The sequence below is a fragment of the Salinicola sp. 4072 genome (assembly GCF_036663415.1).
GTDB classification, from domain to species: Bacteria; Pseudomonadota; Gammaproteobacteria; order Pseudomonadales; family Halomonadaceae; genus Salinicola; species Salinicola salarius_A.
Genome location: NZ_JAXOVV010000037.1, coordinates 1 through 25,848, shown reverse-complemented (window position 1 = coordinate 25,848; position 25,848 = coordinate 1). Strand labels below are relative to the sequence as shown.

The window sequence follows — 25,848 nt, the reverse complement described above, 5'->3', positions numbered from 1 at the left end:
GCGGGGAAATTTCAGCGTTTTGGCATTACTCAACAGCTATTCGCGCTGAAGAAGCCGATCCTGATAAGCGATGCCACCAGTCAGTACCTTCAGACCGCTCAATCAGCACCCTCGTGAATGAGGCGGGGTTACCTGAGCTCTTTTGAAATTTTAGCGATATGCTCTATAGCTCGATCCAGGGTTTGCAGTTTCTCTTCTGTGATTTTGCTTATTACCGTTTTTATTTCTGTTGTAGAAACGGCTTCTGTCCTTGGTAAATAAACCACTTCGGTTATATCCGAAAGCTCATCAAATTTCCCTGCCCAATCATCGCCCATCGCTAGAATTTGTGCGTTATGCTGGCGGATATCCCGCCGTTTTTGTTCCCAGTTCTCCTCGGCAAAAACATCATCAACCAGACGTAACGCCAAGAGAATTTCTCGGCGAGCATCGTAGCTGAAAATGGCATTTTTACCCTTTTTAGCATTAAACGCATCTGTGGATAATCCGACGATTAACTTGTCACCTAAACTACGGGCGCGTTTGAGAAGCCGGATATGCCCTACGTGAAGCAAGTCGAAGGTGCCATAGGTTATAACGGTTTTCATAGTTAAACACTGCCCATGTAGTGATGCGGGTTTTTAGCCGAAAGTAGAGGCTTTTTTCGATTTCAGCCATTCTAATACCGCTTTCTCTAGCAGTGGAGATATCGTAGAAATATCAAAGCCAAGATTTTCACGATTTGAAAATAGCCTTTTTGAATCAGAAAAATTGATTTCCGTAAGTGAAGAAAAATCCTTTATATATTTGTTGTCAAAAACCTCTGTAAAGCCGTAAGGTAGCTTTTCAGAAAAGCCCTTTTTTTGTACTTGTAGGCCAAAATGCCCTAGTAGTTCATCGCTACTGGGGAGGTTTTTTATACGAAGTCCGTACTGGTTTAGTAATCTAATCACTTCTGTGTCAAGGCAGGAAATTCCTTTATTTGTTTTATTGGGTAACTTGAGGTTATCATAGTCCACGCCCAATTTTTCAAATGTGAAACGATTGACATCATTTATATTTTCGTATGATATGAAATCAACATTTCCTTCAAAGGCTTTCTTTATGTTATTGAAAATAGTGAGATAGTCAAAATAATATTTTTTTGAGATTACATAATTTTCAAAATTAGAGGAGGTTCCATAGCGTCGAACCCATTCGCGATAATGGCTGACCATATATTCTTTTACATTGCGAATAAAAACGATGCCGTTTACTTCGAGCTATTCGCGCTGAAGAAGCCGATCCTGATAAGCGATGCCACCAGTCAGTACCTTCAGACCGCTCAATCAGCACCCTCGTGAATGAGGCGGGGTTACCTGAGCTCTTTTGAAATTTTAGCGATATGCTCTATAGCTCGATCCAGGGTTTGCAGTTTCTCTTCTGTGATTTTGCTTATTACCGTTTTTATTTCTGTTGTAGAAACGGCTTCTGTCCTTGGTAAATAAACCACTTCGGTTATATCCGAAAGCTCATCAAATTTCCCTGCCCAATCATCGCCCATCGCTAGAATTTGTGCGTTATGCTGGCGGATATCCCGCCGTTTTTGTTCCCAGTTCTCCTCGGCAAAAACATCATCAACCAGACGTAACGCCAAGAGAATTTCTCGGCGAGCATCGTAGCTGAAAATGGCATTTTTACCCTTTTTAGCATTAAACGCATCTGTGGATAATCCGACGATTAACTTGTCACCTAAACTACGGGCGCGTTTGAGAAGCCGGATATGCCCTACGTGAAGCAAGTCGAAGGTGCCATAGGTTATAACGGTTTTCATAGTTAAACACTGCCCATGTAGTGATGCGGGTTTTTAGCCGAAAGTAGAGGCTTTTTTCGATTTCAGCCATTCTAATACCGCTTTCTCTAGCAGTGGAGATATCGTAGAAATATCAAAGCCAAGATTTTCACGATTTGAAAATAGCCTTTTTGAATCAGAAAAATTGATTTCCGTAAGTGAAGAAAAATCCTTTATATATTTGTTGTCAAAAACCTCTGTAAAGCCGTAAGGTAGCTTTTCAGAAAAGCCCTTTTTTTGTACTTGTAGGCCAAAATGCCCTAGTAGTTCATCGCTACTGGGGAGGTTTTTTATACGAAGTCCGTACTGGTTTAGTAATCTAATCACTTCTGTGTCAAGGCAGGAAATTCCTTTATTTGTTTTATTGGGTAACTTGAGGTTATCATAGTCCACGCCCAATTTTTCAAATGTGAAACGATTGACATCATTTATATTTTCGTATGATATGAAATCAACATTTCCTTCAAAGGCTTTCTTTATGTTATTGAAAATAGTGAGATAGTCAAAATAATATTTTTTTGAGATTACATAATTTTCAAAATTAGAGGAGGTTCCATAGCGTCGAACCCATTCGCGATAATGGCTGACCATATATTCTTTTACATTGCGAATAAAAACGATGCCGTTTACTTCGGTAAAGCCAATTTTCTTTAAATATTTTACGATGGCATTTAAGCTGACAATTGTGTCTGGTCTAGACCACGCTTCTGATGAAATGAAAACTTGGCTGCACGTTTTATCACTGACTTCTTTCTCTAGCTGGGCCTTTAAAGATCCATAAGTGTTCTTGTTGTATTCATAAACGAACCTTGCGTGACGAAAGCCGATCTCTCCACCATCTTTTTGGGCGTTAATATCTATGCCTGCGTTTGGATAGATTACCCCTTGTTCACGCAGACTATCCTGATTGTAATATGCGGTATTTTGAATGGCAGTTGACCCAGTTTTATAGGTTCCGCAGTGTATCGTTGCTTTCATCTCTAAACTCATGTCAATAGATAGCTAAGGTGTTTGGCGGCTGCTTTAGTTAAAGGTTATTTTTTTAGTAATGGCGTTCTCTAATGCAGTGCCGAAGCTTTCGTCTGGCTTCTCGAATGTAACACCACTTTCTTCATCAGTAGAGGAGGAGGCTGACTGAGACCTACTAAGCATCTCTCCTGGCAAAGCAGCTTCTATATGGGCTTTAACCCGTTTTACCAACTCGTCATTTGGTAAGTGGTTTAAAGTGTGCTCGGCCGTGGCTAGAGCTTTCTTCAAGTTACCTTTTTCCCAGTGAGAAAAAATGCGTGAAAAGGCATAGCACTGCGTCAGCAAGGAAAAGCCGCATAAATTCTTGGCGGCAATAACCGTGTCAAAATAGGGGTCGGATATTGTCCATTCACCATAGATCGTCTCGAGCCAAACCTCCGGCTCTTTCAAAGACCAAATAGGCTGGCCGGTGGGGGAGGTATCTTTTTGTAGGTTGATCTCAACATACTTTGTATTGCGGCTCCATTCATAAGGGACGTTATCCATCCAGAAGCCGGTGAATGTCTCGTTGGTTTGCGGGTCGACCACGAATCCGGAGAGATCTAGCGTAACTTCCTTGACTGGGTGAATGAACGCCCGGGGATTGGTTATATGCGCCATTCTTAGATCAATCCAGCCGTTACTTTCCAGACACTGGCAGGCTTTTTCCATTTCGCTGTGAGGAATGCCGAAGTCGATGTCCTTGTCGAAAGGCAAAAGACCGCCTTCCCGTACCAGCCCCAACAGGGTGCCGTAAGAGGCAAAGGCATGGATGCCTGATTTTGCAAGCAGGGTCAGGGTATCCCACATCAGTTCTTCGGTTGCCGGCTTGTCGAAGTCCTGCTTTTTCTTGGGAGGGTTATCATTGTTGGTGGGGTATCCAAGTCTCAATTCAAGCGCATAGCGGAAATGGTCGATTGCCTCTGGTAATTTGCCTTGCTTCTGCATGGCCGCACCATACACGAGGTGTACCGGAGGGTTGTCCGGGGCTTGGTCCAGGGCGTGTTCTAAAAGAGGAAGAGCCTTTTCCAGATTGTTATGCTTGCTATGCGTTTGCCCCAGCTCGATAAGTGCGGGTATGAAGTTGGGCGCGATTTCCAGCGCTTTTTCGAGATGGGTGATGCCTTCACGGATTTGCCGTCTCTCTACCTGTAGCTTTCCTAGCTCAAAATAAAGAGTTGCGTCTTTAGGCGCCAGGCCGGCAGCCTGCTTGTAAACCTGAATGGCGGCATCTGGCTGACTGTCACGCGCCAATACACGCGCACGCTGTTTATAAGCTTCGATCGCGTTCTGATGTTTGGATCGGGGCGGTGCCGGACGTGATGACTTTCTCTTGCTCATGTGCATTGATTCCTGAATGACGAGTACGCTGAGTTAACTAAGAGCTCTGAATTACCACGGTACGGGGCTATAAGCCGCTGTCAGAGTGAAAGTATCCTCTTCCTCGTGATAACGGCTGATGTAACCGCGTGAGATTAGATAGTCTCTCGCTCTTTTGGGATCATTCTGGTTTAGCACTTGGTATGAAAAGTCATGAATATCGAAAATGGTGTCCAGCAGGAATGCCAGCTTTTCCAGGCGCTCTGCGGGTAATGTCGCTATAAGGTCATTGTCCGGTATGAACAGGGCATCGACACACGTCATTTGGGTGGCTTGCTGTCTTTCGAGCTCGATGTCCGTTGGCAAATGGCTTTGATAATTTACGTTGTTGAGCCGATAGAAGCGAAAGCCATGGCGGGTCATCCACTGGTTGACGCGTGCAAAATCCGGCTGTTTCTGATGTGTGGGTGAAAAGGGCAGGCGTACCTGAAAGAGCAGCGCATCTTTCAGTGCGGTTTCACCATGTTTCAGAATGGTCAGGCTATCGTTGAGATCATCCAGCAACAGCCAGTCAATACTGTTTAGCCCCTCGATAGCATCGAGCGCAATGCTGTTGACAGGAATGCTGGATAGCAGGCGCGCTCCCTGCCTTGACGCTTGCGGCAAACGCTCAGGCGGTAACGGCTCCAACGTGCCGCTCAGTTCGGCATCCAGGCAGGCGAACAACGTTGCCGGCTCGCCATTGCCTAGCGTCACATGCGGAAAGAGCTGGAACTCATCGAGATCTGTCAGCGCTTCCTGATCGTGGAGGCGGCTAGCCGGGTCGAAGGCGATGACGCTGAAGGCATTCAGCGCCATCAGATCCAGGAAATTATCCTGCTGGGAGAGCCGGGCGCCATTGTCGAGCACCGTGATCCGGCCATTGAGGCGCCAATTGAATGACGTCTCTGTAGTGGTGACAGATAGCCCGGTCATGGGGTGTCGCTCCATCTGGTAAGCTTTCTATTGGCTTGACGAAATAGGCCTGCATGAGGCAATGAAGCCGCTATTCGTGTGTTTTCCGGCAACGCCTGTAACGCCAGTTCTTTGACTTGTAGGGTAGGGCTTTTTCCCCGCTCTGGATGCCAAAAAAAGGCCCCCAATAGGGGGCCTTTTCTGTCAACTGCCAAAGAGGGATCGCCTCTTTGGTTGCTGGCTTGATTAACCGAGCAGAGACAGCACTGACTGCGGCACCTGGTTGGCCTGGGCCAGGACGGAAGTACCGGCCTGCTGCAGGATCTGGGCGCGAGTCATGTTGGAGACTTCGACGGCGTAGTCGGCGTCTTCGATACGTGAACGAGCGGCAGACAAGTTAGTGGTGGAAGTGCTCAGGTTGGTAATGGCAGAGTCGAAACGGTTCTGGATGGCACCCAGGTCCGAACGCAGATCATCTACCTTGCTCAAAGCCTTATCCAATGCGGCAAGCGGGTCATCGGTGGGAAGCTGCGTAGCAAGCTTCCCACCACGAGTTACGCTACCGTCGTCAGCAATAACAGCCTCGTAGTAGACCGGGCCGCTGCTACCGGAAGAATCCTTGATGACGTATCCGGGCGCACCTTCTTCAGTACCGCTGTAGGCAAAGACATTACCGGCGTCTACATCCGCACCTGAAAGAGATGTAGAGCTGCCGTATGTTGCTGTGGACGTCGAGGTGAGGCCAGCGCTAGTGACAGAGCTCTGAAGGGTGCCCAGGCTCACTGAGCCAGCGGAAGAAACGTTGACCGTGTAGTAGCCATCAGCCGAGCCGCCAGCGGCACTGGCATCACCAGTATACTGGACATAATAATTACCAGAGGCATCGGTGTAGAAACTACCAAAGCTACCCGCAGAAGTTGTATCGGCGGTAGGTGTAGCAAATGAAGAGGCGTCAAGAGTGGCCGTCTGCGCGCCGACAACCGCTGAAGCCGCTACGGCGCTGGTATTGATGCCCTTGGCAACACTGAAAGTACCCAGTTCCAAAGAAGTCGAGTCCATTTTCTTCAGATTGATAGAGATGACCTGGTTGTCATCTGCACCGACCTGGATATCGATCGTGGTTTTGGAGCCGTCCAGTACTTTGGTGCCGTTGAAATCGGTCTGCTCGGAAATACGGTCGATTTCACCGAGACGCTGGCCGATTTCGTTCTGGATCGACTCAAGATCAGACGCGGAGTTGGTACCGTTCTGCGCTTGAACCGTCAATTCACGGACGCGCTGCAGGTTATCGTTGATCTGGTTCAGCGCGCCTTCGGCAGTCTGGGCGACGGAAATACCGTCGTTGGCGTTACGCTGTGCCTGAGTCAGGCCGGTGATCTGGCTGGTCATGCGGTTGGCGATGGCCTGGCCGGCGGCGTCGTCCTTGGCGCTGTTGATGCGCGAACCGGAAGAAAGACGCTCCATCGCTGTCTGCAGGGAAGACTGCGACTTGTTCAGGTTCTGCTGACCAATCAGCGAGGTGATGTTGGTATTGATAACTGCCATTGTCGTATTCCTTTCTCACATGAGAGGGCAATTTGGGCCTGATCCGCTGCGCGATGGCAGGTAATGCCGGATCCTGCTGCAACGGCCCCGTGGCCGTTACCCCTGTTATCGGCGCTACCCAAATTTGCTTTAGGCCCATTTGAGAAATTTTTGATGTGCGTATGCGCAACGCGGGTCTGGTCTTGGGGAGAGGCCTGGCTACCTCACGTGGGGCGGCGCGTGGCGGCTAGCATGGCGCGCCTCGTGCCGGAAATTGGAATCACAAAATCATTCTTTTTGTGACGTTGAAACGGCTGATAGGCATTACTATCGTTACACAATGCTACAAAGAGCCGAGGTACATCGGCCAAACAGCGATAGAAAAAGAAATCGACGCAGGAATACCACGTGACGCTTCCCCAGGATGTTGCAACGCTGCTGGCGGCTACCGGTGTCGCCGAAACGGCGTATCGAGACTTCACCGCCGACGACTTCTCCCAGACACAAGCTGCGTCCCATTGGCGGTTGTTGAGACAGCTCGCGCCACGGGATGCCTCTTCGGTAGCGCCGGCTTCGGTCACGCCCCATGCGGCAGCCACGATACCGACGCCGAACAATGGCGATACGCCGCGCCGTTCTGCCGTCTTCTCTCCGGCGTCGTTCGATAGTCAGGCGCCTGCCGGCTTCCGAGATGATGCTTTCATGGTTTCCTCTTCGGATTCCGAGCCCTCCCAGCCCGGGAAGCGTGAGCGATCGCTGTTGGCCATGGCTGCTTCTGCCAGTGGGCCAGTCGCAGCCGCGGGCAACAGTGAGTCGGCCAGCGAACGGAAAGGCACGAGCCCGAGCCGCGATCAAGCTGGGGCAACTGCGGAACGTCGCCGGGAGGGCGCTTTTTTGCGTTTGTCGCTGAGGGGGCAGGCAAGCGAGCCACCCCGGCAGGAAGCCTCGTTGGCCAGTGTGTTGCAAAGGGTCTCTTCATGACGCTGATCAATCTGTTTTCCCCCAAGGGTGGCGTGGGGTGTACCACGCTATGCGCCAACCTGGGTGTGGTGTTGCAGCAGCTTGGCTATCGGGTGGTGCTGGTAGACCTCGATCCGCAGAACGCGCTGCACCTGCATTTTCATTTTCCCGCCACCGACGAGCGGGGCCTGGTCGATCGTTTCGATTCGGTGAGCGATTGGCAGGACCTGCTGATGGACCCGGCGGAAGGCCTGGAGCTTCTGCCTTTCGGCTCTGCCTCCGACGCGCAGCGGGATCGCTTCATGGCGATGCAGCATTTCCCCGGTGAGTTATCGCGCCGCTTGCGCGCGCTGGCGCAGGAACCCAACACCCTGATCCTGGTGGACGCCAATGTCACGCCGTTGCGAAAGGCATCGCCGCTGATCGACGAGGCCGATCTCAACCTGCTGGTATTGATGGCGGATGCCGGTTGCGTGGCCATGCTGCCGCGTCTGGAAGCCCAGGAAGGAAGCCTTCGCCGGGCGGGCGGAGAGGGGCGCCTCGGCTACCTGATCAACCAGATCGATACGCGGTCGCGACTGAAGCACGAGATCGCCGAGCTGATGCTGGCGCGGCTGTCGCCATTGCTGGTGGGGTCGGTGCATCGCGATGAGGCCATCGCCGAGGCGCTGGCGGAGCAGCGCAGTCTGTTCGAACAGGCGCCGTTCAGTGCCGCCGCCAAGGACATCGGGGAAGCGGCGCGTGCGCTGGCACAGCGATTCCCGCTTCGTTTCAGCGGCCTGCCGCCGACAGGCTCGCGCCGGGCCGGGTCGATACCGAATGCATCGGGGCAGCCCTGACATGTCAAACGGTTCTTCTCGTCGTCGCGAGACGGCTGGTCAATCGTGGCTATCCCGATCGATGGCGGTGGTGGCCCTGCTGGTTACCTTGCCGATCGTCCTGCTGACCGTGACCACGCCGATGTCGGTTACGCATCAGGGGATGTTCGGCCTGATCACGATCGTGGCGATGCTGGTGCTGCTTCGGCTCCGGGCGCGTTCCAAGCCTATCGCTGTCTTCCTGATCCTGCTCTCGGCGGCGATCTCGACCCGCTACCTCTATTGGCGCGCCACGGAAACGCTGGTGTTCCAGAGCTGGCTGGAGACGGTACTGGGCTATGGCCTGTTCGCGGCGGAGCTCTATGCCTGGCTCATCCTGATCTTCGGCTATATCCAGAATATCTGGCCGCTGGAGCGCAAGGTGGTGCCATTGCCGGCGGATACGTCGACATGGCCGAGCGTGGATGTCTATATCCCGACCTACAACGAGAGCCTGGAGATCGTCCAGGACACGGTGCTGGCGGCACAGAACCTGGATTACCCGCGTGACAAGCTGCGGGTCTATCTGCTGGACGACGGTCGGCGGGATGCGTTTGCCGCGTTCGCCGCTGCCGCCGGGGTGGGCTACATCACCCGGGAAGACAATCATCACGCCAAGGCCGGCAATCTCAACCACGCCATGACGCTGACCCAGGGTGAGCTGATCTGCATCTTCGACTGTGATCATGTCGCGACTCGCGGCTTTCTGCAGATGACGACAGGCAGTTTCCTCGTCGACGACGATCTGGCTCTGATCCAGACGCCGCACCATTTCTATTCCCCGGATCCGTTCGAGCGCAATCTGAGCGTGGGCCATCAGATGCCCAGCGAGGACGAGCTGTTCTACGGTCTGATCCAGAAGGGCAACGACTACTGGAATGCCACGTTCTTCTGCGGCTCCTGTGCGGTGATCCGCCGCTCGGCGCTGGAAGAGATCGGCGGATTTGCGGTCGAGACCGTCACCGAAGACGCACACACGGCGCTCAAGCTGCAGCGGCGCGGTTGGAAAACCGCCTATCTGGGCGTGCCGCTGGCGGCGGGTCTGGCGACCGAACGGCTGTCGCTGCACGTGGGGCAGCGAATGCGCTGGGCACGGGGCATGACGCAGATCCTGCGGCTCGACAACCCGTTGTTCGGACGCGGGCTGTCGATGATGCAACGGCTCTGTTATCTCAACGCCATTCTGCACTTTCAGTTCGCCTTGCCGCGTATCGTCTTTCTCACGGCGCCGCTGGCCTATCTGCTGATCGGCCAGAACATCATCGCCGCTTCGGCGGGGATGATCTTCGTCTACGCGCTGCCGCACCTGGCCCATACCCTGGTTCTCAACTCGCTGCTGCAGGGGCGCTATCGATTCAGTTTCTGGGCCGAGATCTACGAGACCGTGCTGTCGTTTCATCTGGTCAAGACCACGTGGGTGACGCTGTTCAACCCGCGGCGCGGCAAGTTCAACGTCACCGACAAGGGCGGGCTGTTGCCGGAGGGGTTCTTCGATTTCAAGATCGTGCGTCCGCATCTGATCGTCGCCGGCTTGCTCGTCGTGGCGATCGCCTGGGGCGTGGTGAGGCTGGTCTGGAACGATTCGTTCGGTATCGAGCGCAACGTCATGCTGCTCAACCTGTTCTGGGCCGGTTTCAGTCTGCTGATGCTGCTGGCGGCCATTGCGGTGGCGCGGGAGTCGCGGCAGGTTCGGACCACCGTGCGGGTGGATGTCCAGTTGCCGACGGTTGCCTATCGCACGGATGGACACGCCGAGACCGCGGTCACCCGGAACCTGTCGATGGGTGGCGCGCTGGTGGAGCTAGCCGGCCAGATGGACGGCGAACCGGTGGAGTGGATCGAGCTGCGTCAGGGGAGGCGGCTTACGAGTTTCCCGGTCACCGAGGTGCGCCGCGAGGGGCGTCAGGTTCGCTTGAGCTTTGGCCGTCTGGATGTCGGGCAGCGGCGCCATCTGGTGCGGGCGGTCATGGGGCGGGCGGATGCCTGGCTGCCGCGGGAGGGGCACGTCGATCATCCGCTCCGGTCCTTGTGGTGGGTCGTCAAGGCCGTGTTCGGGCTGTTCTTCACCTCGTGGCAGCAGCGTCGTCATGCCGACGCCGGAGAAGCGCGAGCCGTCGGTTCCTACTGGGCGGCGGGCCGCTGGTTGGCATTGGCCGGCCTGACAGCCTTGCTGCTGCTGACGGCGCGTTCGGCGCTGAGCGACGAGCCAACCTCGGGATCCGGCCTGCCGATGCCGGTCATGAGCGACGAGGGCGGGCTTACCTTTGCGCCGGCATCGTCGCAGGCTTCGGTTTCGTCTTCGGCGTCGGGGGAACTGGGCGGCGAGCGCTGGGAAAGCGTCACGCTGGGGCAGTTGACGGGAGGAGAGGATATTTTGCTGACCGGCGCCCAGGGCCGCGCCGGGGTGGCGTTTTCCCTGCGTGCCGACGAGCTGGCGACCCAGGCGTCGCTGATGCTGAACATGCAGATGCCCGCTGGCGAGATGAGCGAGCGTCGACGATTGAGTGTCTCCCTCAACGGGCAGCCGCTGCGTAGCCAGATGCTGGAGTATCAGCCGGGAGAGCGGTTCACGCTGGAACTGCCGATAACGCCGGCGCTGCTGGTTTCCCATAACCGTCTCGATTTCGCGCTCTCCGGGCAGAATGACGATCAATGCGTGGTCCCATCGGGCTCGGGGCAGGCGGCGTTGACGATCGAGCGAAGCTCGCTGCTGCAGCTGGCACTTCGCCGCCTGCCGTTGCAGCGTGATCTCGCCAATTTCCCGCTGCCGTTCTACAGCGATGTCGCGGTATCTCCGGCGATGGCCCAGGTCGTGCTGCCGGCATCTTCCAACGAGACGACATTGCAGGCGGCGACACTGCTGGCGTCTTACCTGGGCAGCCGGACCGAGTCCCGGGAGCTGACGTTTCGTGTTTCGCGGGGCCGGCTGCCGGATGCCGATGCCATCGTGCTGGCGACGGGCAATGATTCGATTGCCGGGCTGGATGCCTCGCAGTTGACCGGCAACGGGATCAGCCTGATTCCCCATCCGTTGAACCCGGCGCATAGCCTGATGATCCTGCATGGAGACTCTCCCGACGAATTGCTGGGCGCCGTGCGGGATTTCGTCATCAATCGACCACGGTTATCCGGCGTGGAGCGCAAGGTGCAACCGGTCGAAACACCAGTGTATGCCGATGGCGCGCCCAACTGGATTTCGTTGAGACAGCCGGTGGCGCTGTCTTCGCTGGCAGAGCCGGAGGAGCTGCAGAGCGAGGGCATCGCGCATCCGCCGATCAATGTCAGATTCCGTGCGGCGCCGGATCTTTTCCTGTGGCCGGGCCAGAATCTGCCGCTGGCGCTCGAGTACACCTTCCCCAGTGCCGATTGGCTGGATGAGTCGGGGTCGCGGCTCGATGTCATCCTCAACGGGACCTATCTGGGGTCGCTCGGAGTCAATCAGACCGGTGTGATCGAACGTTTGTGGGGGGAGCTGGGCGGTGACACCCGCCGCGAAGGCGGCGTCATTCGCATTCCGCCTTATCTGATCTACGGCGAGAATACCCTGAGCCTCTACTTCAACCTGAAGGCGAAGGAGGACATGGGCTGTCTGGCGTTGAACGGCAGTACCGGCCGCGCTCCCGGCAGTGGTCAGTCTGCCGCCCGTGGCGTAAATGACCGGAAAGCCGGTCAGTCAGACGAGGGACAGCCGCTCGAAGGGCTGCGGGTTGGAGAACAGTCCGTCGCAGGGCAATCGGCTGGAGAGGCGCCGATCGAAGAGAATGCCATCGGCGACGATGCGCTGAGCCGGATTTCACCGGACTCGACGCTGGATCTCAGCCAGGCGCGTCACTTCGCGACGCTGCCCAATCTCTCCTATTTCGTGGGCGCCGGCTTTCCGTTCACGCGACGCCCTGACCTCGCGGATACCGCGATCCTGTTACCGGCAGAACCGGATGCCAGCGAGCTGGAGACTGCCCTGAACCTGGCGGCGCGTCTTGGCGAGTCGACCGGCGTGGCGATGCATCGCGTCGCGGTCGGGTTGGGAAATCCGGGCCTGGCTCGCTATGCCGATCGGGATCTGCTGGTCATCTCGCAGACTCGGGCACCGCTGGTCGCGACCCTGCTGGATGAGGGAGCAGTAGGGCTTGAGGACGGCAGGCTGAGCGTCAGAAATCCGGATTGGATACAGCGCGCGACGGGCTGGCTGGAAGGGCAGTGGCGTACCGATCATGACCAGCTGCGCCGGGCGCTGGTGAGCCGTCGTCATGTCGATGCGCTGGTGGGCTTCGAGTCGCCGTGGCAGGTCGGGCGCAGTGTCGTGCTCATCACCGCCGACGAATCCGAGGCGCTGCCGGGGCTGGTGGACGCGCTGGACGATCGGCGGGTCAGCCAGGCGGTGCGCGGTGACGTCGCCCTGGTCGATGGCGACGGCAGCGTCGCGGCCTTCAGCGTCGCCGAGCGCTATCAGGTCGGCAACCTGCCGTGGCCTCAACGCTGGTACTGGGTTTTCGGCGAGCGCCCGTGGTGGCTGATGTGGCTGCTGATCGCGTCTCTCGTCCTCTGCACTGCCGTGCTGTATCCGCTGCTCAAGCGTAGGGCGATTCAGCGTCAGGCGACGATCTCCCCTCGGGATTCGGGAACATCTTCAGTCGAGGCCGGTTCATGAAACGCAGTGGATGGTATGGATTGGTATTGCTCGGCGTACTGGGAGGGAGCGCGCCGCTGTTGGCCCAGCCGGTGGATGACAGCTTGCAGCCGCTGTTCGACCAGGCGGCCTTCTGGCAGTCGCGCCAACGCGCCGATCTCGCGCAGGAGTCGCTGGAACGCGTTCTGACAGTGGACCCGCAGAACCGCGAGGCTCTGTTCCGTCTGGGGCTGCTGGCGATCGACAACGACGACATGTCGTCGGCGGATGAGTGGCTGGCGCGGCTTCAGGAGATGGCACCGGACGATCCCCGTGTCGAGCGTCTGCGCCAGGCGAAGACGCGGCGCGATATCGACCCCGCCGGGCTGGCTCGGGCAAGGGCGCTGGCCAAGGCCGGCAACGTGCAAGGGGCGCTGCGGGACTACGACCGGTTGTTTGGTGACGACGGCCCGCCGTGGGATCTGGCTCCCGAATACTACGAGACGCTGGCCGGTACCGATGGCGGTTGGTCACGTGCCAGCGCAGCGCTTGCCGCGCTGCATCAGCGCGATCCGGAAGACGCACAGCTGTCGTTGGCCTTGGCGCGGGTGCTGAGCTATCGCGCCGAATCCCGGCGTCAGTCGATCGAACAACTGAGCCAGATGGCGCCGAACTCCGCGACACGGGCCGCCTGGCGCCAGGCTTTGCTGTGGCTGGACGCGGACACGACCGATCAGACACTTTACGAACGCTATCTCCAGCGTTACCCCGACGATCAGGCCGTTCGCGAGTATTTCCTGGCAACGACGGCCGAGCCGGAAGCCGACCCCGTGGCAGAGGCCCGCGGCGAGGGGTACGAGGCGCTCGACGATGGCGAACTGGCCCAGGCCGAGAAGAGCTTCGAGACGGCGCTGAATACCGACGCCGAAGACGCCGAGGCGCTGGCGGGGCTCGGGCTGGTGGCGCTGCGCCGACAGCAGTTCGCTCAGGCCCGGGATCAGTTGGGGCGCGCCATCCAGATGGCGCCTTCTCGTGCCGAGCAGTGGCAGGACGCGTTTCGCAGCGCCAGCTTCTATGCGGAGATGGCCGAGGTGCGTCGCCTGGCGGCGAATGCCGATATCGAGGCAGCCCTGGATCGCGTTGCGCCGCTGACGCGAGAAAGCGGCGCCGACGGCCGCGCGGCGCGGCTGCTCGAAGCCGATCTCCTGCATCGGCAGGGTAACGACGAGGCGGCGGAGCAGCGTTACCGGCAGGTGCTGGCGCAAAATGTCGGTAACGTCGAGGCCATCCAGGGGCTCGTCGGCGTGCTGCGCGATCAGCAACGCTGGCAGGAAGCGGAGACGCTGGCCGGGCAGTTGCCCGAGAAGGTGCGTGCCGCGCTGGGTGATCCGCGTCGCGACCGGGCGCTGGCGCTACGCGAGCAGGCCAATCAGCTCGTGGCCGCAGGCGACAACGATCGGGCACATCAGCTGTTCAGTCAGGCGATTCAGATGGCACCGGAGGAGCCGTGGATCCGGCTCGATCTGGCGCGGCTGTACCAGGCCGAAGGCAAGCCTTATCAGGCCAGTTTCGTGATGTCCCAGTTGCTGGGCGACGAAGCGACGCCTGAAGCGTTGCACGCGGGGGCGGTGCTGGCCTCCGAGCAGCAGCGCTGGGACGATGCCGATGCGCTGTTGCGGCGAATACCGGCCCGGAGCGAGGCGGCGCAAGCGGTGGCGGATCTTCAGGAGCAGGTGGCGTTCCAGCGCCAGCTGGCGAAGGTGAAGCAGCGTGTCGCTTCCCGCGATCCGGAGGCGCGCCAGAGACTGTACCAGTGGTATCGCAATCCGCCGTCTTCGCCTGACGCCCTGGGTAGCGTGGCGCTGGCGTTGGCGGATGCCGGCCAGCCGGGCATGGCGCTGGAAATGGTACGGCGCAGCCTGGCCCAGGATGACGTCTCGGAAACCCCCACGGCATATCTGAACCATGCGCTGGTGCTGGCCAGGGCGGGCCATTTCGAAGAGGCCCGCACGCTGCTGTCGCGGCTGGATGCTGCAGCTTCGTCCCCGGAGCAGCAGGCGATGGTGAGCCGTACTGCCGGCGGCGTGGCGATCACCCAGGCGGACCAGCTTCGCCTGCAGCAGCGCTATGCCGAGGCCTACGACGTCCTGCAGCCGGCGCTGCAGGCATCGCCTGACGACCCGCAACTGTTGCTGGCGCTGGGTCGGCTCTACAGCAGCGGTGCCATGCCTGACGCTGCCGCGACCGTCTATGATCATTTGCTGAAGTCCGAGCCTGACAACGAGGAGGCGCTGGCGGGTGCCGTCAACGCGGCGCTGGAGCAGGGGGACGATCAGCGAGCCGAGGCATTGCTGGTCGATCATGCGCCGATCTCCTCGCCATCGCTGGTGATCCTGGCCGCACGGACGGCGCGCGCCCAGGGGGATCGCCAGCAGGCCATCCGCCTTCTGGAGCAGGCACGCGACCGCCAGGTGGCACTCACCGGCGGGGAGACGCTGTTGCCGGGAACGGCGATGGCGTCGGACCGGCTCGTCATGGCGGGAAATCCGTTCCGTCAGACCCGCCAGGCGGTGCGGGCAACCGGTAGCCGTTGGGATGCCATTACCGGGACGGACCCGGCCAGCGACGGCGTGGCCGAAGAGACGGCGAGCGGGGCACCCGAAACCGACCCGACCCTGTCGGAAATCGATCGGCTGCTCACGGAGCTGCACGATGAAACCGCGCCGCGGTTGGTCTCCGATACGACCTTGACGCTTCGGGATGGCGAGTCCGGCCTGAGTGAATTGACCGCGTTGGCCAGCACGATGACGTTCAAGGCGGCGCCGTTCAAGCGCGGGCGCCTGGAAGTTTCGGTATCGCCGGAGTTCGTGTCGGCGGGCGAGGCCGGCGCCAGCGCCAACGGGCGTTACGGCAGCAATGCCTTCGTCACGGCGGCGGAAACGCTACAGGGCCGCTTGACCGATGTCGCTTCGATCCTCGATGACATCCAGGAAACGGCAAACAACTATCAGGCGTTGTCGATTCAGAGCCAGCAGAATCCCAACGACCCTTTAACCGAACTGCAACTGACGCAGGCGGCGAAGGCTTTCCAGCAGGCGCTCTCGAGCGATCCGTTTTTTCAAGCCGGTATCGATACGACATCGTTGACAGAAGCGCAATTAACGCAGTTCCGCACCGCGATCACCGGCTTCGTCGTCAGTGACGATCTCTCCGAATCGGAGCGTGCCCAGTTGCTGGGTGATATCGATAGCGTATTCGCCGCCGATTTCTCCAATCTCGATGCCGAAGAATTCACCGCGGCGCGAGAAGCCTTGCAGGAGAGCCTGACGCGGATTCAGCAGGGTATCGGCCGCCGGTTGGCGACGGTGCCAGGTGCCGCGCGCGATCCGGGTTCGATCACCGATGCCGGGGCGGGATTGAACGTGGCCTATCGAGCGGACGAGTTCGAGGCCGATATCGGCACCACGCCGATCGGGTTCGAGAAATCCAACATCGTGGGGGGCGTCACCTGGCGCCCTCAGGTGAGCGAGAATACCCGTCTCAGCCTCACTGCCGAGCGGCGCGCCGTGAAGGACAGCGTGCTTTCCTATGCCGGCGTCAAGGATCCGCTGACCGGTGAAACCTGGGGAGCGGTGACGCGAACCGGCGGCAAGGTCGGGGTCGAGTACGACAACGGCAAGAGCGGCGCTTACGCCAGCGCTGGCGCCTATGTCTACCAAGGCGAGAACGTCGCCGAAAACCATTCTCTCGATCTCAATACCGGAGTCTATGTACGGCCGATCAACGAACCCGATCGCCAGTTGCAGATTGGGGTCAACCTCGGATACATGAGCTTCGACAAGAACCTGCGCTACTTCACCTATGGTCATGGCGGGTATTTCAGCCCCCAGGACTACGTGAGCATCGCGTTTCCGATCAGCTATCAGCAGCGCCAGGATCAGTGGACCTATCGGGTCAGTGCCGCTCCCGGTTTCCAGCGTTACGAGGAAGACGACGCGGACGTGTTCCCGGAAGACGGCGACGCGCAAGCGTTGCTGGATACGCTGGCGACAGTCGGCCTGGTGGGGCAGTCGCGTTACGACGGCGAAGACGAGTCTGGATTCGGCATGACCCTGGATGGGGATGTCAACTACCAGCTGGCTCCGGATCTCAGCGTCGGGGGCAGGGTGGGTTACGACACCTTTGGTGATTACTCCGAAACCTCGGCATCGGTTTACCTCAACTATCAAATGGGAGCGTCGCCATGAACCAGCGCGTACCTGATCCCTCTTTCGACATCACCGGTTTGCTGCATGCGCGGAGCGGCGGCAAGGTCGAGGCGCCATCCGTTGCCGATAGTCCGAGTACCACGGCTGCGTGGCGGCCCGGTCACATGCCGCACTGGCCGAAGATTCTCGATGTAGTGATCGATGAGCTGATCCAGGCGGCCGGCGAGGCGGAGGCGCAACCGTTCCTGCTACATGTCGGGCAGCGGCTCGCCGACGAGCTGCCACTGGGTCGGCCGCAGACGCTGACGGCGCTGGAGTCGGAGATCGACCAGCAGTTGGGCGAGCTTGGCTGGGGAACTTGCTCGATTCGTGATGCCGGCCGGCATCTGGTCATCGAGCACGCTGATCATCCATTGATGGGGGCCGGCGCCGAGAGCGAAGTGGCGCGCCTGCGTCTGCTGGGGCTTTCCTGGGTGCTGGGCGGTCTCTACAAGGGGTGGCTCGACGCCCAGGGTGGCCATGCGGAGATCGTCTGCGAGCGTTGCCAGTCTCATCGGCCATTGGTCTTTCATTACGGAAACGCATGAACGGAAACTGCGTGAGCGGAGAACACATGAACGGGAAGTCCGTGAAAGCGGCGGTAATCTATCTGTTGGGCGGACTATTGGTGCTGCTCGGTCTGGCGTCGATGCCGGCTTCGGCCAACGCGAATTTCGCTGCCGGCGATCCTGGCTGGGAGGCCTACAAGAAGCGATTTCTGTTGCCGGAGGGTCGTATCGTCGATACCGCCAACAACAACATCAGCCACACCGAGGGGCAGGGATGGGGGATGTTCCTGGCGGTGCAGTTCAATGATCGCAAGGCATTCGATCGTATCTGGCAGTGGACCGAAGCCCACCTGGCGAGGCAGGACATCGCGCTGTACGCCTGGCGCTACGACCCGAATGCCCAGCCGCCTGTCGCCGACAACAATAACGCGACGGACGGGGATCTGTTCGCGGCCTGGTCGTTGCAGCTGGCAGCGGATCGCTGGGGCGACGAGAGATATGCTCAGCGCTCGGAGGCGATTCGTGGCGCCATACGGGATCATCTGATCGCCGATGTCGGCGGTTATCAGGTGCTGCTACCCGGTCTGGATGGTTTCCGGCACAAGACGTTCACCGATATCAACCTCTCTTACTGGGTGATCCCGGCGCTACGTGATTTTGCCGCGCGTCACCCGGACGAACCGTGGCTTGCCGTCATCGACAGTGGCCGGCAGCTGCTCGAGCGAGCGCAATTCGGCTCGAGCCAGCTACCTGCCGACTGGCTGCGGCTGCAGACCTCGGGCGAATTGCGCCCCGCCGAAGGGTGGCCGCCGCGCTTCGGGTTCGAAAATATCCGCACGCCGCTTTACTTCACGTGGGGTGGACTGCGGGACATCGATACGCTGGAAGACATCGCACGCTTTTGGGACCAGCCGGCGCCTCCCGCCTGGGTTGACGTCGAATCGGGAGACACGGCCGACTATCCGATATCCCAGGGTGGGAAAGCGATCAGTGCGCTGCTCAGCGGCCGTCCCTGGGCGATCGATATAACGCCAGCGGCGGGCGAGAACTATTATTCGGCGACATTGTTATTGTTGACTCGGGTTGCTGCCGCCCAGATAAGCCTGAGCGCCGGATAGGCGCTCGATTAAAGCTTTTTCTCCCTGAATGGGGGTGAGAAATGGGGGGCGAGAGTCGCCATTGCGCCCCTGTTTTACCCCTCGCCAGGAGGCTGCCGGCTAGGGTTGATCTTGCCCGTAGCACCTCGGGCGGGCTGGAGGGGGCGAGCGTTGGATGCGCCAACGGCTCCCCTTCAGCCCGCCTGGACTTGATAGCCGAGTCAGAATGAGATTCACTGGCCTGCCTGAACGGGGGCGGCTTTGGTGATTTCCGAAGCGAGTTTGGCTAGACTAGGCGAAATTTCGGATAGCTAACGACTCTATTTTTACCGCCAGCCAATCATTCACCTGCTTTACATTGGTAGCGCCCATTACTTATCAGATTTGTGTCGACCCGCGTTCGGGTCATTTTTCAGGATATCCAATTAATTATTATGCCTCGCACGATGGATGAACGTGAAAAACTTCGTAAGTTTCGTGAACTCGACGATGCTTTTGCTCAGGCGCTCCGTGATCTTGATGGTGGAACGAAATCCGGACCGGGTGTGGAGCAGGAAAACGCCCGCCCCGCATTCGAGGAGCGCCTCCACAGCCTGATGGCCGAGTACGCGTTGAGCCAAGGCTGCGTGCATGAAATGCTGAGCACGTTACTGGAGTACAAGAGAATTCGATGAGTATCATTATCCGGATGAGATGGCTTGCTTCGATGACAGCAGGTTGGTTTTAAACTGGTATTTTCATTAACTCTTTATGAGACTGCCGAGGCGCTCAGTGTGTTCACTGGTGCATGTCATGTTATCGATATGGTCATCAAGCCGGATTTTCTGCCGTCAGGGTATTAACGGAAAATAAGATATAACGTTGTTACTGTAAGACCGGTGCAGCGTCAGGCGGCTCTCTGTTTTATCCGTTCTGTTCTACCCGTTCTACTGAACTCGCGGTGAAGAAGCCATCGTGAATCCGCTTTGCTGCCATTCGCCAAGGATGCGGTGATGCCAAGGCAGCGGCTATGGTGGCTCCAGGCGCTGTGGTAGCTCCAGGCAGGGGATGAATCCTGCTGCTCATTCGGCATCTGGAGACCAGCGAACCATCGAAAGCCGCCTCTCCGGTGAGATCCCGGCATTATTCTGCTGACAATTTATCGAGGGTTCATTAACCTCGCTGCCTACCGGAAAACATGGGACCCGGTGGGCGCGGTTTAATGTTGCTCTGTTTTCAATTTGTGAGGTAACGGCATGGGTTGGGATTGCCCCAAGAGTCTCTGGCGGCTGGGATTTGCATTGGTATTGATATACGCCGCTCTGGGTATCGCGGCACATCCGCTGAAAGACGTCATCGAGCCTTACATGGCGTTTCTAGGGCTGGTTTCCCTGCTGATTTTTGGTGGTTGGCGCCGAAGGAGCGCTGCCCTGGGATTGCTGGTTGCGATCTGCCTGGTGCAGCTCCTCAGTTGGTGGCTTGCCATCGCTGATCATCCGCAGTGGGCCAGGCCCAATCCGGATACCGAGCGGATGGCGAAGCTTTTCATCTTCATTGCCATTGCCTGGTGGCTGCGTGGGAGTCTCCGCCATGTTTTCTGGGTCTGGGGGCTGGCGCTCCTGGCCTTCCTGCTGACGACGGTGATCTTCCCCGAAGGGCGTGATTCATGGGTCACCGGCCTGCAGGGCGAGCGCGTCGGCTTTGGCATCCAGAACAATCAGCATGCCTCGATGTTGTTTGGGGTTTCGTTGCTCGGGCTCATGGCCTTTGCCAAGCGTTTCTGCTGGTCCGGCGGACTTAGATGGGGGCGTGCATGTCTCTGGCTGGGGCTGACGTTGATGACACTGGTGGGGATCCTGTTTGGTCAGACTCGAGCCGTCTGGCTGGCGCTGCTGGTGTCCTCGGTCGTTGCGTTGGCAGTGGTCGGATGGTACGCCAGGAAGCGTTACCAGATCCGTCTGTGGAATCGAACGACGATCTCCATCGGTGTTGTCCTCGTGGTGGCTGGCGGGGTGGTCGCCGTTTCGTTCGGGCATGTGCTGACTGACCGCGTGTTCACCGAAGATCAGGTCATCGCGCAGCTGCTCTCCGGGAAGCTGGATACGCTCCCCTATACCAGCATCGGTATTCGGATTCATTCCTGGGTCGCGGCCACGCACTGGATCGCTGAAAGACCGTGGCTGGGGTGGGGTAGCAATGGGCGCGAGCTGGTCATCGAGCATACGCCGTGGCTTCCCGAGTTCGTGAAGGCCCACTTCGGTCATTTGCATAATTTCCTGCTGGAAACGCTGGTCAATTATGGCGTGCTCGGCTTGGCCGTGATGGGCGCGCTGGTCGTGTGGGTTGCTGTCATCAGCTGGAAAGCCTGGAAGCGGGGCGACATGCCCAACGACGTGGCGTTGTTTGCGCTGGCATTCTTCTTTTACTGGCTGGTGGTCAATCAGTTCGAGTCCTATCTCTCCTTCTGGACGGGTATCTACGTGCACAACCTGATCGTGGCTGGACTCCTGACGCTGTACTGGCGTTCCCCGGGCGATTCGGGCCATGTCGGCAAAAACCGATTACCATGAGGCCTGAAATGGGCACCAAGCGCGGTCAGCCGCGCTTTTTACACGCTGATTGCATACGACGGTTGAAGGGATAGCAATGCGAATCACGATTTTCGGTACCGGATATGTGGGCCTGGTGACCGGCGCCTGCCTGGCTGATGCCGGCCATGAAGTCATGTGCATGGATATCGACGAAGGGAAGGTCGCGCGCCTCAAGCAGGGCGAGATTCCGATCTATGAACCCGGGTTGGAAACGTTGGTCACCGAGAATGTCGGCCAGCAGCGTCTATCGTTCACGACCGATGCGGCGGAGGCGGTGGCGTTCGGCACGTTGCAGTTCATCGCGGTGGGCACGCCGCCCGATGAAGATGGCAGTGCCGATCTGCAGTATGTGTTGGCGGTCGCCAGGACCATCGGCCAGCACATGGATGATTATAAGGTCGTGATCGACAAGTCCACGGTGCCGGTCGGTACGGCGGACCGCGTTCATGAAGCCATCGCCGGGACCCTGGCCGAGCGTGGCGCCGAACTGGATTTCGATGTCTGCTCGAATCCGGAGTTTCTCAAGGAAGGCGCGGCCATCGAGGACTTCACCCATGGTGCGCGTATCGTCGTGGGTACCGACTCGGATCGGGTCAAGTCGTTGATGCGCGAGTGTTATGCCCCGTACAACCGGCGCGTCGAGAAGCTGATGTTCATGGACGTGCGCAGCGCGGAGCTGACCAAGTACGCCGCCAACGCCATGCTGGCGACCAAGATCAGTTTCATGAACGAGATCGCCAACCTGGCCGAGCGCTTGGGAGCGGATATCGAACAGGTTCGCCGTGGCATCGGCAGCGACCCGCGAATCGGTTACCACTTCATCTATCCCGGCTGCGGGTACGGCGGCTCCTGCTTCCCGAAGGACGTTCAGGCGCTGGCGCGGACTGCCAGCCAGATCGGTTACGACCCGCAACTGCTCAATGCCGTCGAGGCCGTCAACGACCGCCAGAAAGCGACCCTGTTCAGCAAGCTGAGCCAGGCATTCGACGGGCAGTTGAAGGGCAAAACGGTGGCGGTCTGGGGGCTGGCGTTCAAACCCAATACCGATGACATGCGCGAAGCGCCCAGCCGTCACCTGATGGAGTCGCTCTGGGCGGCGGGTGCCAAGGTTCAGGCCTATGATCCGGAAGCAATGGAAGAGTGTCGGCGCATCTACGGTGAACGCAGCGACCTGATGCTGGCCGATGGGCGCGACGCGGCATTGAACGGGGCCGATGCCCTGGTGATCTGCACGGAGTGGAAGTCCTTCCGCACGGTGGATTTCGCCCACTTGCAGCGCACGCTGAAGACGCCGGTCATCGTGGACGGGCGCAACCTGTTCGAGCCGGCACAAGTCCGCGCGGCCGGGCTGCTCTACTTCGCGGTGGGGCGTGGTGATTCGTTGCAGGTCGGTCAGCGCAAGGCCCACTGAAGCCGGATTGCCTCGAGCCCGGCAAGTTCCGGCATGATCTCGAGAGAGCCCGGTACCATTTGGTATCGGGCTTTTTTGTCGCTAGGCTCGATAGCGTCGAACGCTCTTCCACCACAGCAAAGCCAAGGATGTGCCCATGCTGATTCCCGTTGTCCTGGCCGGCGGTTCCGGCTCTCGCCTGTGGCCGATGTCTCGGGCGAGCCATCCCAAGCAGTTCCTTCGGATCACGGGGGGGCGCAGCATGCTGGTGGAAACGCTGGCGCGCTTCGAGCCCCTGGATGTCGCGGAGCCGATCGTCGTCTGTCAGGAGGCGCACCGTTTCCTGGTGGCCGAGCAGTTGCGTGAAGCGGGCTGGTCGGCGGATATCCTGCTCGAGCCGGCGATGCGCAACACCGCCCCGGCCATCGCGCTGGCTGCGTTGCAGGCCATGAGCCGTGATCCGGCTGCGCTGATGCTGGTATTGCCGGCCGATCATGCGATCGCCAGCCCCGAGGTGCTGATCCAGGCGATGGTGCCGGCGCAGGCAGCGGCCAGGCAGGGCAGGCTGGTGACGTTCGGCGTGACGCCGACCCGTGCGGAGACCGGCTACGGTTATATCGAAATAGGCATCGAGACCGGTATCGACGTCGAGCCGGGCGAAGCGTCCGACACCGAGGCGATGCCGGTCCGGCGCTTCGTCGAAAAGCCCGACGCGGAGACTGCACAGGCGTATGTCGCCAGCGGACGCTACCTGTGGAACAGCGGCATGTTTCTGATGCGAGCGGATCGCTACCTGCAGGAACTCGAGCAGCAGCGTCCGGCGATGCTAGAGGCGGTCACGAACGCCTGGGAAGGGCGCCAGGCCGATCTCGATTTCCTGCGGGTCGCGGCAGAGCCCTTCGTCGCCTGTGATGCCGAGTCGATCGATTGCGCGGTGATGGAGAATACCGCGGACGCCAGCGTGGTTGCGCTCGACGCCGGCTGGTCGGATGTCGGCTCCTGGCAGTCGTTGTGGGAGATCTCCCCGAAGGATGATAGCGGCAACGTGCTTCGCGGCGATGTGGTCGCCGATGACGTGAACGGCTGCCTGCTTCACAGCGACAGCCGGCTGGTGGCGGCGGTCGGCATCCGCGATCTGATGGTGATCGAGACGCCGGATGCGGTGATGGTCGCGCATCGGGATGCCGCGCAGGCGGTCAAGGTCATCGCGGAGAAGCTCAAGCGCCAGAATCGCCCCGAGTGGGACCAGCATCGCCGAGTCCATCGCCCCTGGGGCAGCTATGACGGCGTGCATGCCGCCGAGCGGTATCAGGTCAAGCATATCCGGGTGACCCCCGGCGGTCGGCTGTCACTCCAGAAGCACCTCCATCGTGCCGAGCACTGGATCGTGGTGCGCGGCACCGCGCGGGTGACGCGTGGCGAGGAGATATTTCTGCTGGAAGAGAACCAGTCGACCTATATCCCCCTGGGCGTGGTTCATCGCCTCGAGAATCCCGGCAAGATCGAGCTGGAGTTGATCGAAGTGCAGAGCGGCAGCTATCTCGGCGAAGACGATATCGAGCGCTTCGACGACGCCTATCATCGCGATTGAGCGCGACTTGAGTGCGACTTGAACGTCAGAACGTCAGAACGTCAGAACGTCAGAACGTCAGAACGTCAGAACGTCAGAACGTCAGAACGTCAGAACGTCAGAACGTCAGAACGTCAGAACGTCAGAACGTCAGAACGTCAGAACGTCAGAACGTCAGAACGTCAGAACGTCAGAACGTCAGAACGTCAGAACGTCAGAACGTCAGAACGTCAGAACGTTAGAACGTCAGAACGTTACTTGAAGGTTACCTGCACGTCAGGGTCGAGACTCAGGAGTTCGGTTGGCTGTCGGCGTCATTGGGTAGCGCGTTCTCGCCCATGGCTTCCGTCAACGGCGGCTGAGGTTCGTTGCCGCCGTTGCGCAACGGCATCTCCAGTCGCACGGTGGGGAGGTACTCCGGGTAGTGCCGGCAGATAAAGTCGATCAGCCCTTCACGAATCGCGCAGCGCAGGTCGAACGTATTGGGTCCGCCGGTGGCGCTGACCAGCACGCGCAGCTGCTTGTTGCGCTCTGTCATCTCCAGTGTCTGCACGACGCAGACGCGACGGTTCCACAACGGCGACGCTTCCGCCAGCCGTTGCGCTTCCTCTCTCAGCGGCTCCATGGGCAAGTGGTAGTCGGCGTACAGGATGACCGTTCCGATCAGGTCCTTGTCGCGGCGTGTCCAGTTCTCGAACGAGTGGTCCACGAAATAGGTGATCGGCAGGACCAGCCGCCGCCAGTCCCACAGTCTCACGACGACATAGGTGAGCGTCAGCTCCTCGACCCAGCCCCATTCGTCTTCGACGATTACCGCGTCGTTCAACTGCACTGGCTGCGTCAGCGCGATCTGAATGCCGGCGATCAGGTTACCCAGCACCTTCTGCGCGGCAAAGCCCAGTACCACACCGAGAATGCCTGCCGAGGCCAGAATGCTGGCGCCGAGCTGGCGGACTTTCTCGAACACCATCATCATCGAGGCGACGGCCAGGACGATGATGATGAAGTTGATCAACTTGCGCAGCACCGTGATCTGGGTATGCACCTTGCGTGCGATGGCGTCTTCCTCGTCACCGAAGCGGTAGCGTTCGCTCAGCGCTCGCTCGCTGATGTTGACGCCGTGGATCAGTATGCCCGCGATGCTGGCGATGAGGATCAGGCTGGCGAGGTTGTGCAGCGCCGCGTCGAGGCGTACCGAGGTAATGAAGACCGGAAACAGCGAAAAGAGCACGAAGATGGGTATCAGCGCTGCCAGGCACCTCACCATGAACGGCACCAGGAAGCGTTCCAGCATCGACTTGCGTCGATCGGCCCAGCGATCCATGACCCTGACCCCGGCTTATTCATGAGGCCGGCCCGAAAACGAAGATAGCGGATGGTATTCTCTTGAAAATTCAGTGTGTTCCGCCAAGAATCTGAACCAAGA

Annotated in this window: 17 protein-coding genes; 9 read left to right on the top strand and 8 right to left on the bottom strand. The window is 58.9% G+C overall.

Annotated features, from left to right (window positions below):
- Positions 1-128: 128 nt before the first annotated feature.
- The 7 genes from tagD (R3F72_RS17315) to R3F72_RS17285 all read right to left on the bottom strand — a co-directional run bounded on the left by tagD (R3F72_RS17315) (position 129) and on the right by R3F72_RS17285 (position 6,637).
- Positions 129-587, bottom strand: a complete 459-nt coding sequence (gene tagD / locus R3F72_RS17315; protein ID WP_332780316.1) for a glycerol-3-phosphate cytidylyltransferase — start codon at positions 585-587, stop codon at positions 129-131.
- 33 nt (positions 588-620) lie between these two features.
- The gene (locus tag R3F72_RS17310) at positions 621-1,196 is read right to left on the bottom strand and encodes a hypothetical protein (RefSeq protein ID WP_332780317.1); all 576 of its coding nucleotides are present in this window, start codon (positions 1,194-1,196) and stop codon (positions 621-623) included.
- Between the two features lie 137 nt (positions 1,197-1,333).
- Complete coding sequence (gene tagD / locus R3F72_RS17305; protein ID WP_332780316.1) at positions 1,334-1,792, bottom strand: glycerol-3-phosphate cytidylyltransferase; 459 nt, start codon at positions 1,790-1,792, stop codon at positions 1,334-1,336.
- Between the two features lie 33 nt (positions 1,793-1,825).
- Positions 1,826-2,788, bottom strand: coding sequence for a hypothetical protein (locus R3F72_RS17300; protein WP_332780315.1), 963 nt, complete (start codon positions 2,786-2,788; stop codon positions 1,826-1,828).
- 45 nt (positions 2,789-2,833) lie between these two features.
- The gene (locus R3F72_RS17295; RefSeq protein WP_332780314.1) at positions 2,834-4,159 is read right to left on the bottom strand and encodes a tetratricopeptide repeat protein; all 1,326 of its coding nucleotides are present in this window, start codon (positions 4,157-4,159) and stop codon (positions 2,834-2,836) included.
- A 51-nt stretch (positions 4,160-4,210) separates the two neighbouring features.
- Complete coding sequence (locus tag R3F72_RS17290) at positions 4,211-5,113, bottom strand: hypothetical protein (protein WP_332780313.1); 903 nt, start codon at positions 5,111-5,113, stop codon at positions 4,211-4,213.
- A gap of 225 nt (positions 5,114-5,338) precedes the next feature.
- Complete coding sequence (locus R3F72_RS17285) at positions 5,339-6,637, bottom strand: FliC/FljB family flagellin (protein ID WP_332780312.1); 1,299 nt, start codon at positions 6,635-6,637, stop codon at positions 5,339-5,341.
- Between the two features lie 956 nt (positions 6,638-7,593).
- Here R3F72_RS17285 and bcsQ point away from each other — a divergent pair.
- The 9 genes from bcsQ (at position 7,594) to R3F72_RS17240 (ending at position 24,443) form a co-directional block, all read left to right on the top strand.
- Positions 7,594-8,415 (top strand): cellulose biosynthesis protein BcsQ, encoded by an 822-nt coding sequence (bcsQ, locus tag R3F72_RS17280; RefSeq protein ID WP_332780311.1) that lies wholly within the window; start codon positions 7,594-7,596, stop codon positions 8,413-8,415.
- Between the two features lies 1 nt (position 8,416).
- Complete coding sequence (bcsA, locus tag R3F72_RS17275) at positions 8,417-13,081, top strand: UDP-forming cellulose synthase catalytic subunit (protein WP_332780310.1); 4,665 nt, start codon at positions 8,417-8,419, stop codon at positions 13,079-13,081.
- Entirely contained in the window at positions 13,078-17,286 is a 4,209-nt protein-coding gene (locus R3F72_RS17270) for a cellulose biosynthesis protein BcsC (RefSeq protein ID WP_332780309.1), read from the top strand. The genes bcsA and R3F72_RS17270 overlap by 4 nt, the downstream gene beginning before the upstream one ends.
- Positions 17,283-17,834, top strand: coding sequence for a cellulose biosynthesis protein BcsD (gene bcsD, locus R3F72_RS17265; RefSeq protein ID WP_332780308.1), 552 nt, complete (start codon positions 17,283-17,285; stop codon positions 17,832-17,834). Before R3F72_RS17270 ends, bcsD begins: the two co-directional genes overlap by 4 nt.
- A 26-nt stretch (positions 17,835-17,860) precedes the next feature.
- Positions 17,861-18,913: a glycosyl hydrolase family 8 gene (locus tag R3F72_RS17260; RefSeq protein ID WP_332780307.1), complete on the top strand. Its 1,053-nt coding sequence runs from the start codon at positions 17,861-17,863 to the stop codon at positions 18,911-18,913.
- A gap of 425 nt (positions 18,914-19,338) precedes the next feature.
- Positions 19,339-19,566, top strand: coding sequence for a hypothetical protein (locus R3F72_RS17255; RefSeq protein ID WP_332780306.1), 228 nt, complete (start codon positions 19,339-19,341; stop codon positions 19,564-19,566).
- A 561-nt stretch (positions 19,567-20,127) separates the two neighbouring features.
- Entirely contained in the window at positions 20,128-21,441 is a 1,314-nt protein-coding gene (locus R3F72_RS17250) for an O-antigen ligase family protein (protein ID WP_332780305.1), read from the top strand.
- 76 nt (positions 21,442-21,517) lie between these two features.
- Entirely contained in the window at positions 21,518-22,873 is a 1,356-nt protein-coding gene (locus R3F72_RS17245) for a UDP-glucose dehydrogenase family protein (protein ID WP_332780304.1), read from the top strand.
- A gap of 136 nt (positions 22,874-23,009) precedes the next feature.
- A complete protein-coding gene (locus tag R3F72_RS17240; RefSeq protein WP_332780303.1) occupies positions 23,010-24,443 on the top strand; it encodes a mannose-1-phosphate guanylyltransferase/mannose-6-phosphate isomerase in 1,434 nt (477 codons plus the stop codon).
- 268 nt (positions 24,444-24,711) lie between these two features.
- On the opposite strand, the gene R3F72_RS17235 is transcribed toward R3F72_RS17240, so the two are convergent.
- Positions 24,712-25,746 (bottom strand): mechanosensitive ion channel family protein, encoded by a 1,035-nt coding sequence (locus R3F72_RS17235; protein ID WP_332780302.1) that lies wholly within the window; start codon positions 25,744-25,746, stop codon positions 24,712-24,714.
- Positions 25,747-25,848: the final 102 nt, after the last annotated feature.

What these genes read in the sequence shown, in the direction of transcription:
- R3F72_RS17250 (WP_332780305.1), top strand. Translation starts at nt 20,128, where the DNA reads ATGGGTTGGGATTGCCCCAAGAGTCTCTGGCGGCTGGGATTTGCATTG.
- tagD (WP_332780316.1), bottom strand. Translation starts at nt 587, where the DNA reads ATGAAAACCGTTATAACCTATGGCACCTTCGACTTGCTTCACGTAGGG.
- R3F72_RS17260 (WP_332780307.1), top strand. Translation starts at nt 17,861, where the DNA reads ATGAACGGGAAGTCCGTGAAAGCGGCGGTAATCTATCTGTTGGGCGGA.
- R3F72_RS17245 (WP_332780304.1), top strand. Translation starts at nt 21,518, where the DNA reads ATGCGAATCACGATTTTCGGTACCGGATATGTGGGCCTGGTGACCGGC.
- R3F72_RS17255 (WP_332780306.1), top strand. Translation starts at nt 19,339, where the DNA reads ATGGATGAACGTGAAAAACTTCGTAAGTTTCGTGAACTCGACGATGCT.
- tagD (WP_332780316.1), bottom strand. Translation starts at nt 1,792, where the DNA reads ATGAAAACCGTTATAACCTATGGCACCTTCGACTTGCTTCACGTAGGG.
- R3F72_RS17285 (WP_332780312.1), bottom strand. Translation starts at nt 6,637, where the DNA reads ATGGCAGTTATCAATACCAACATCACCTCGCTGATTGGTCAGCAGAAC.
- R3F72_RS17290 (WP_332780313.1), bottom strand. Translation starts at nt 5,113, where the DNA reads ATGACCGGGCTATCTGTCACCACTACAGAGACGTCATTCAATTGGCGC.
- bcsA (WP_332780310.1), top strand. Translation starts at nt 8,417, where the DNA reads ATGTCAAACGGTTCTTCTCGTCGTCGCGAGACGGCTGGTCAATCGTGG.
- R3F72_RS17310 (WP_332780317.1), bottom strand. Translation starts at nt 1,196, where the DNA reads ATGGTCAGCCATTATCGCGAATGGGTTCGACGCTATGGAACCTCCTCT.
- bcsQ (WP_332780311.1), top strand. Translation starts at nt 7,594, where the DNA reads ATGACGCTGATCAATCTGTTTTCCCCCAAGGGTGGCGTGGGGTGTACC.
- R3F72_RS17240 (WP_332780303.1), top strand. Translation starts at nt 23,010, where the DNA reads ATGCTGATTCCCGTTGTCCTGGCCGGCGGTTCCGGCTCTCGCCTGTGG.
- R3F72_RS17295 (WP_332780314.1), bottom strand. Translation starts at nt 4,159, where the DNA reads ATGAGCAAGAGAAAGTCATCACGTCCGGCACCGCCCCGATCCAAACAT.
- R3F72_RS17270 (WP_332780309.1), top strand. Translation starts at nt 13,078, where the DNA reads ATGAAACGCAGTGGATGGTATGGATTGGTATTGCTCGGCGTACTGGGA.
- R3F72_RS17300 (WP_332780315.1), bottom strand. Translation starts at nt 2,788, where the DNA reads ATGAAAGCAACGATACACTGCGGAACCTATAAAACTGGGTCAACTGCC.
- R3F72_RS17235 (WP_332780302.1), bottom strand. Translation starts at nt 25,746, where the DNA reads ATGGATCGCTGGGCCGATCGACGCAAGTCGATGCTGGAACGCTTCCTG.
- bcsD (WP_332780308.1), top strand. Translation starts at nt 17,283, where the DNA reads ATGAACCAGCGCGTACCTGATCCCTCTTTCGACATCACCGGTTTGCTG.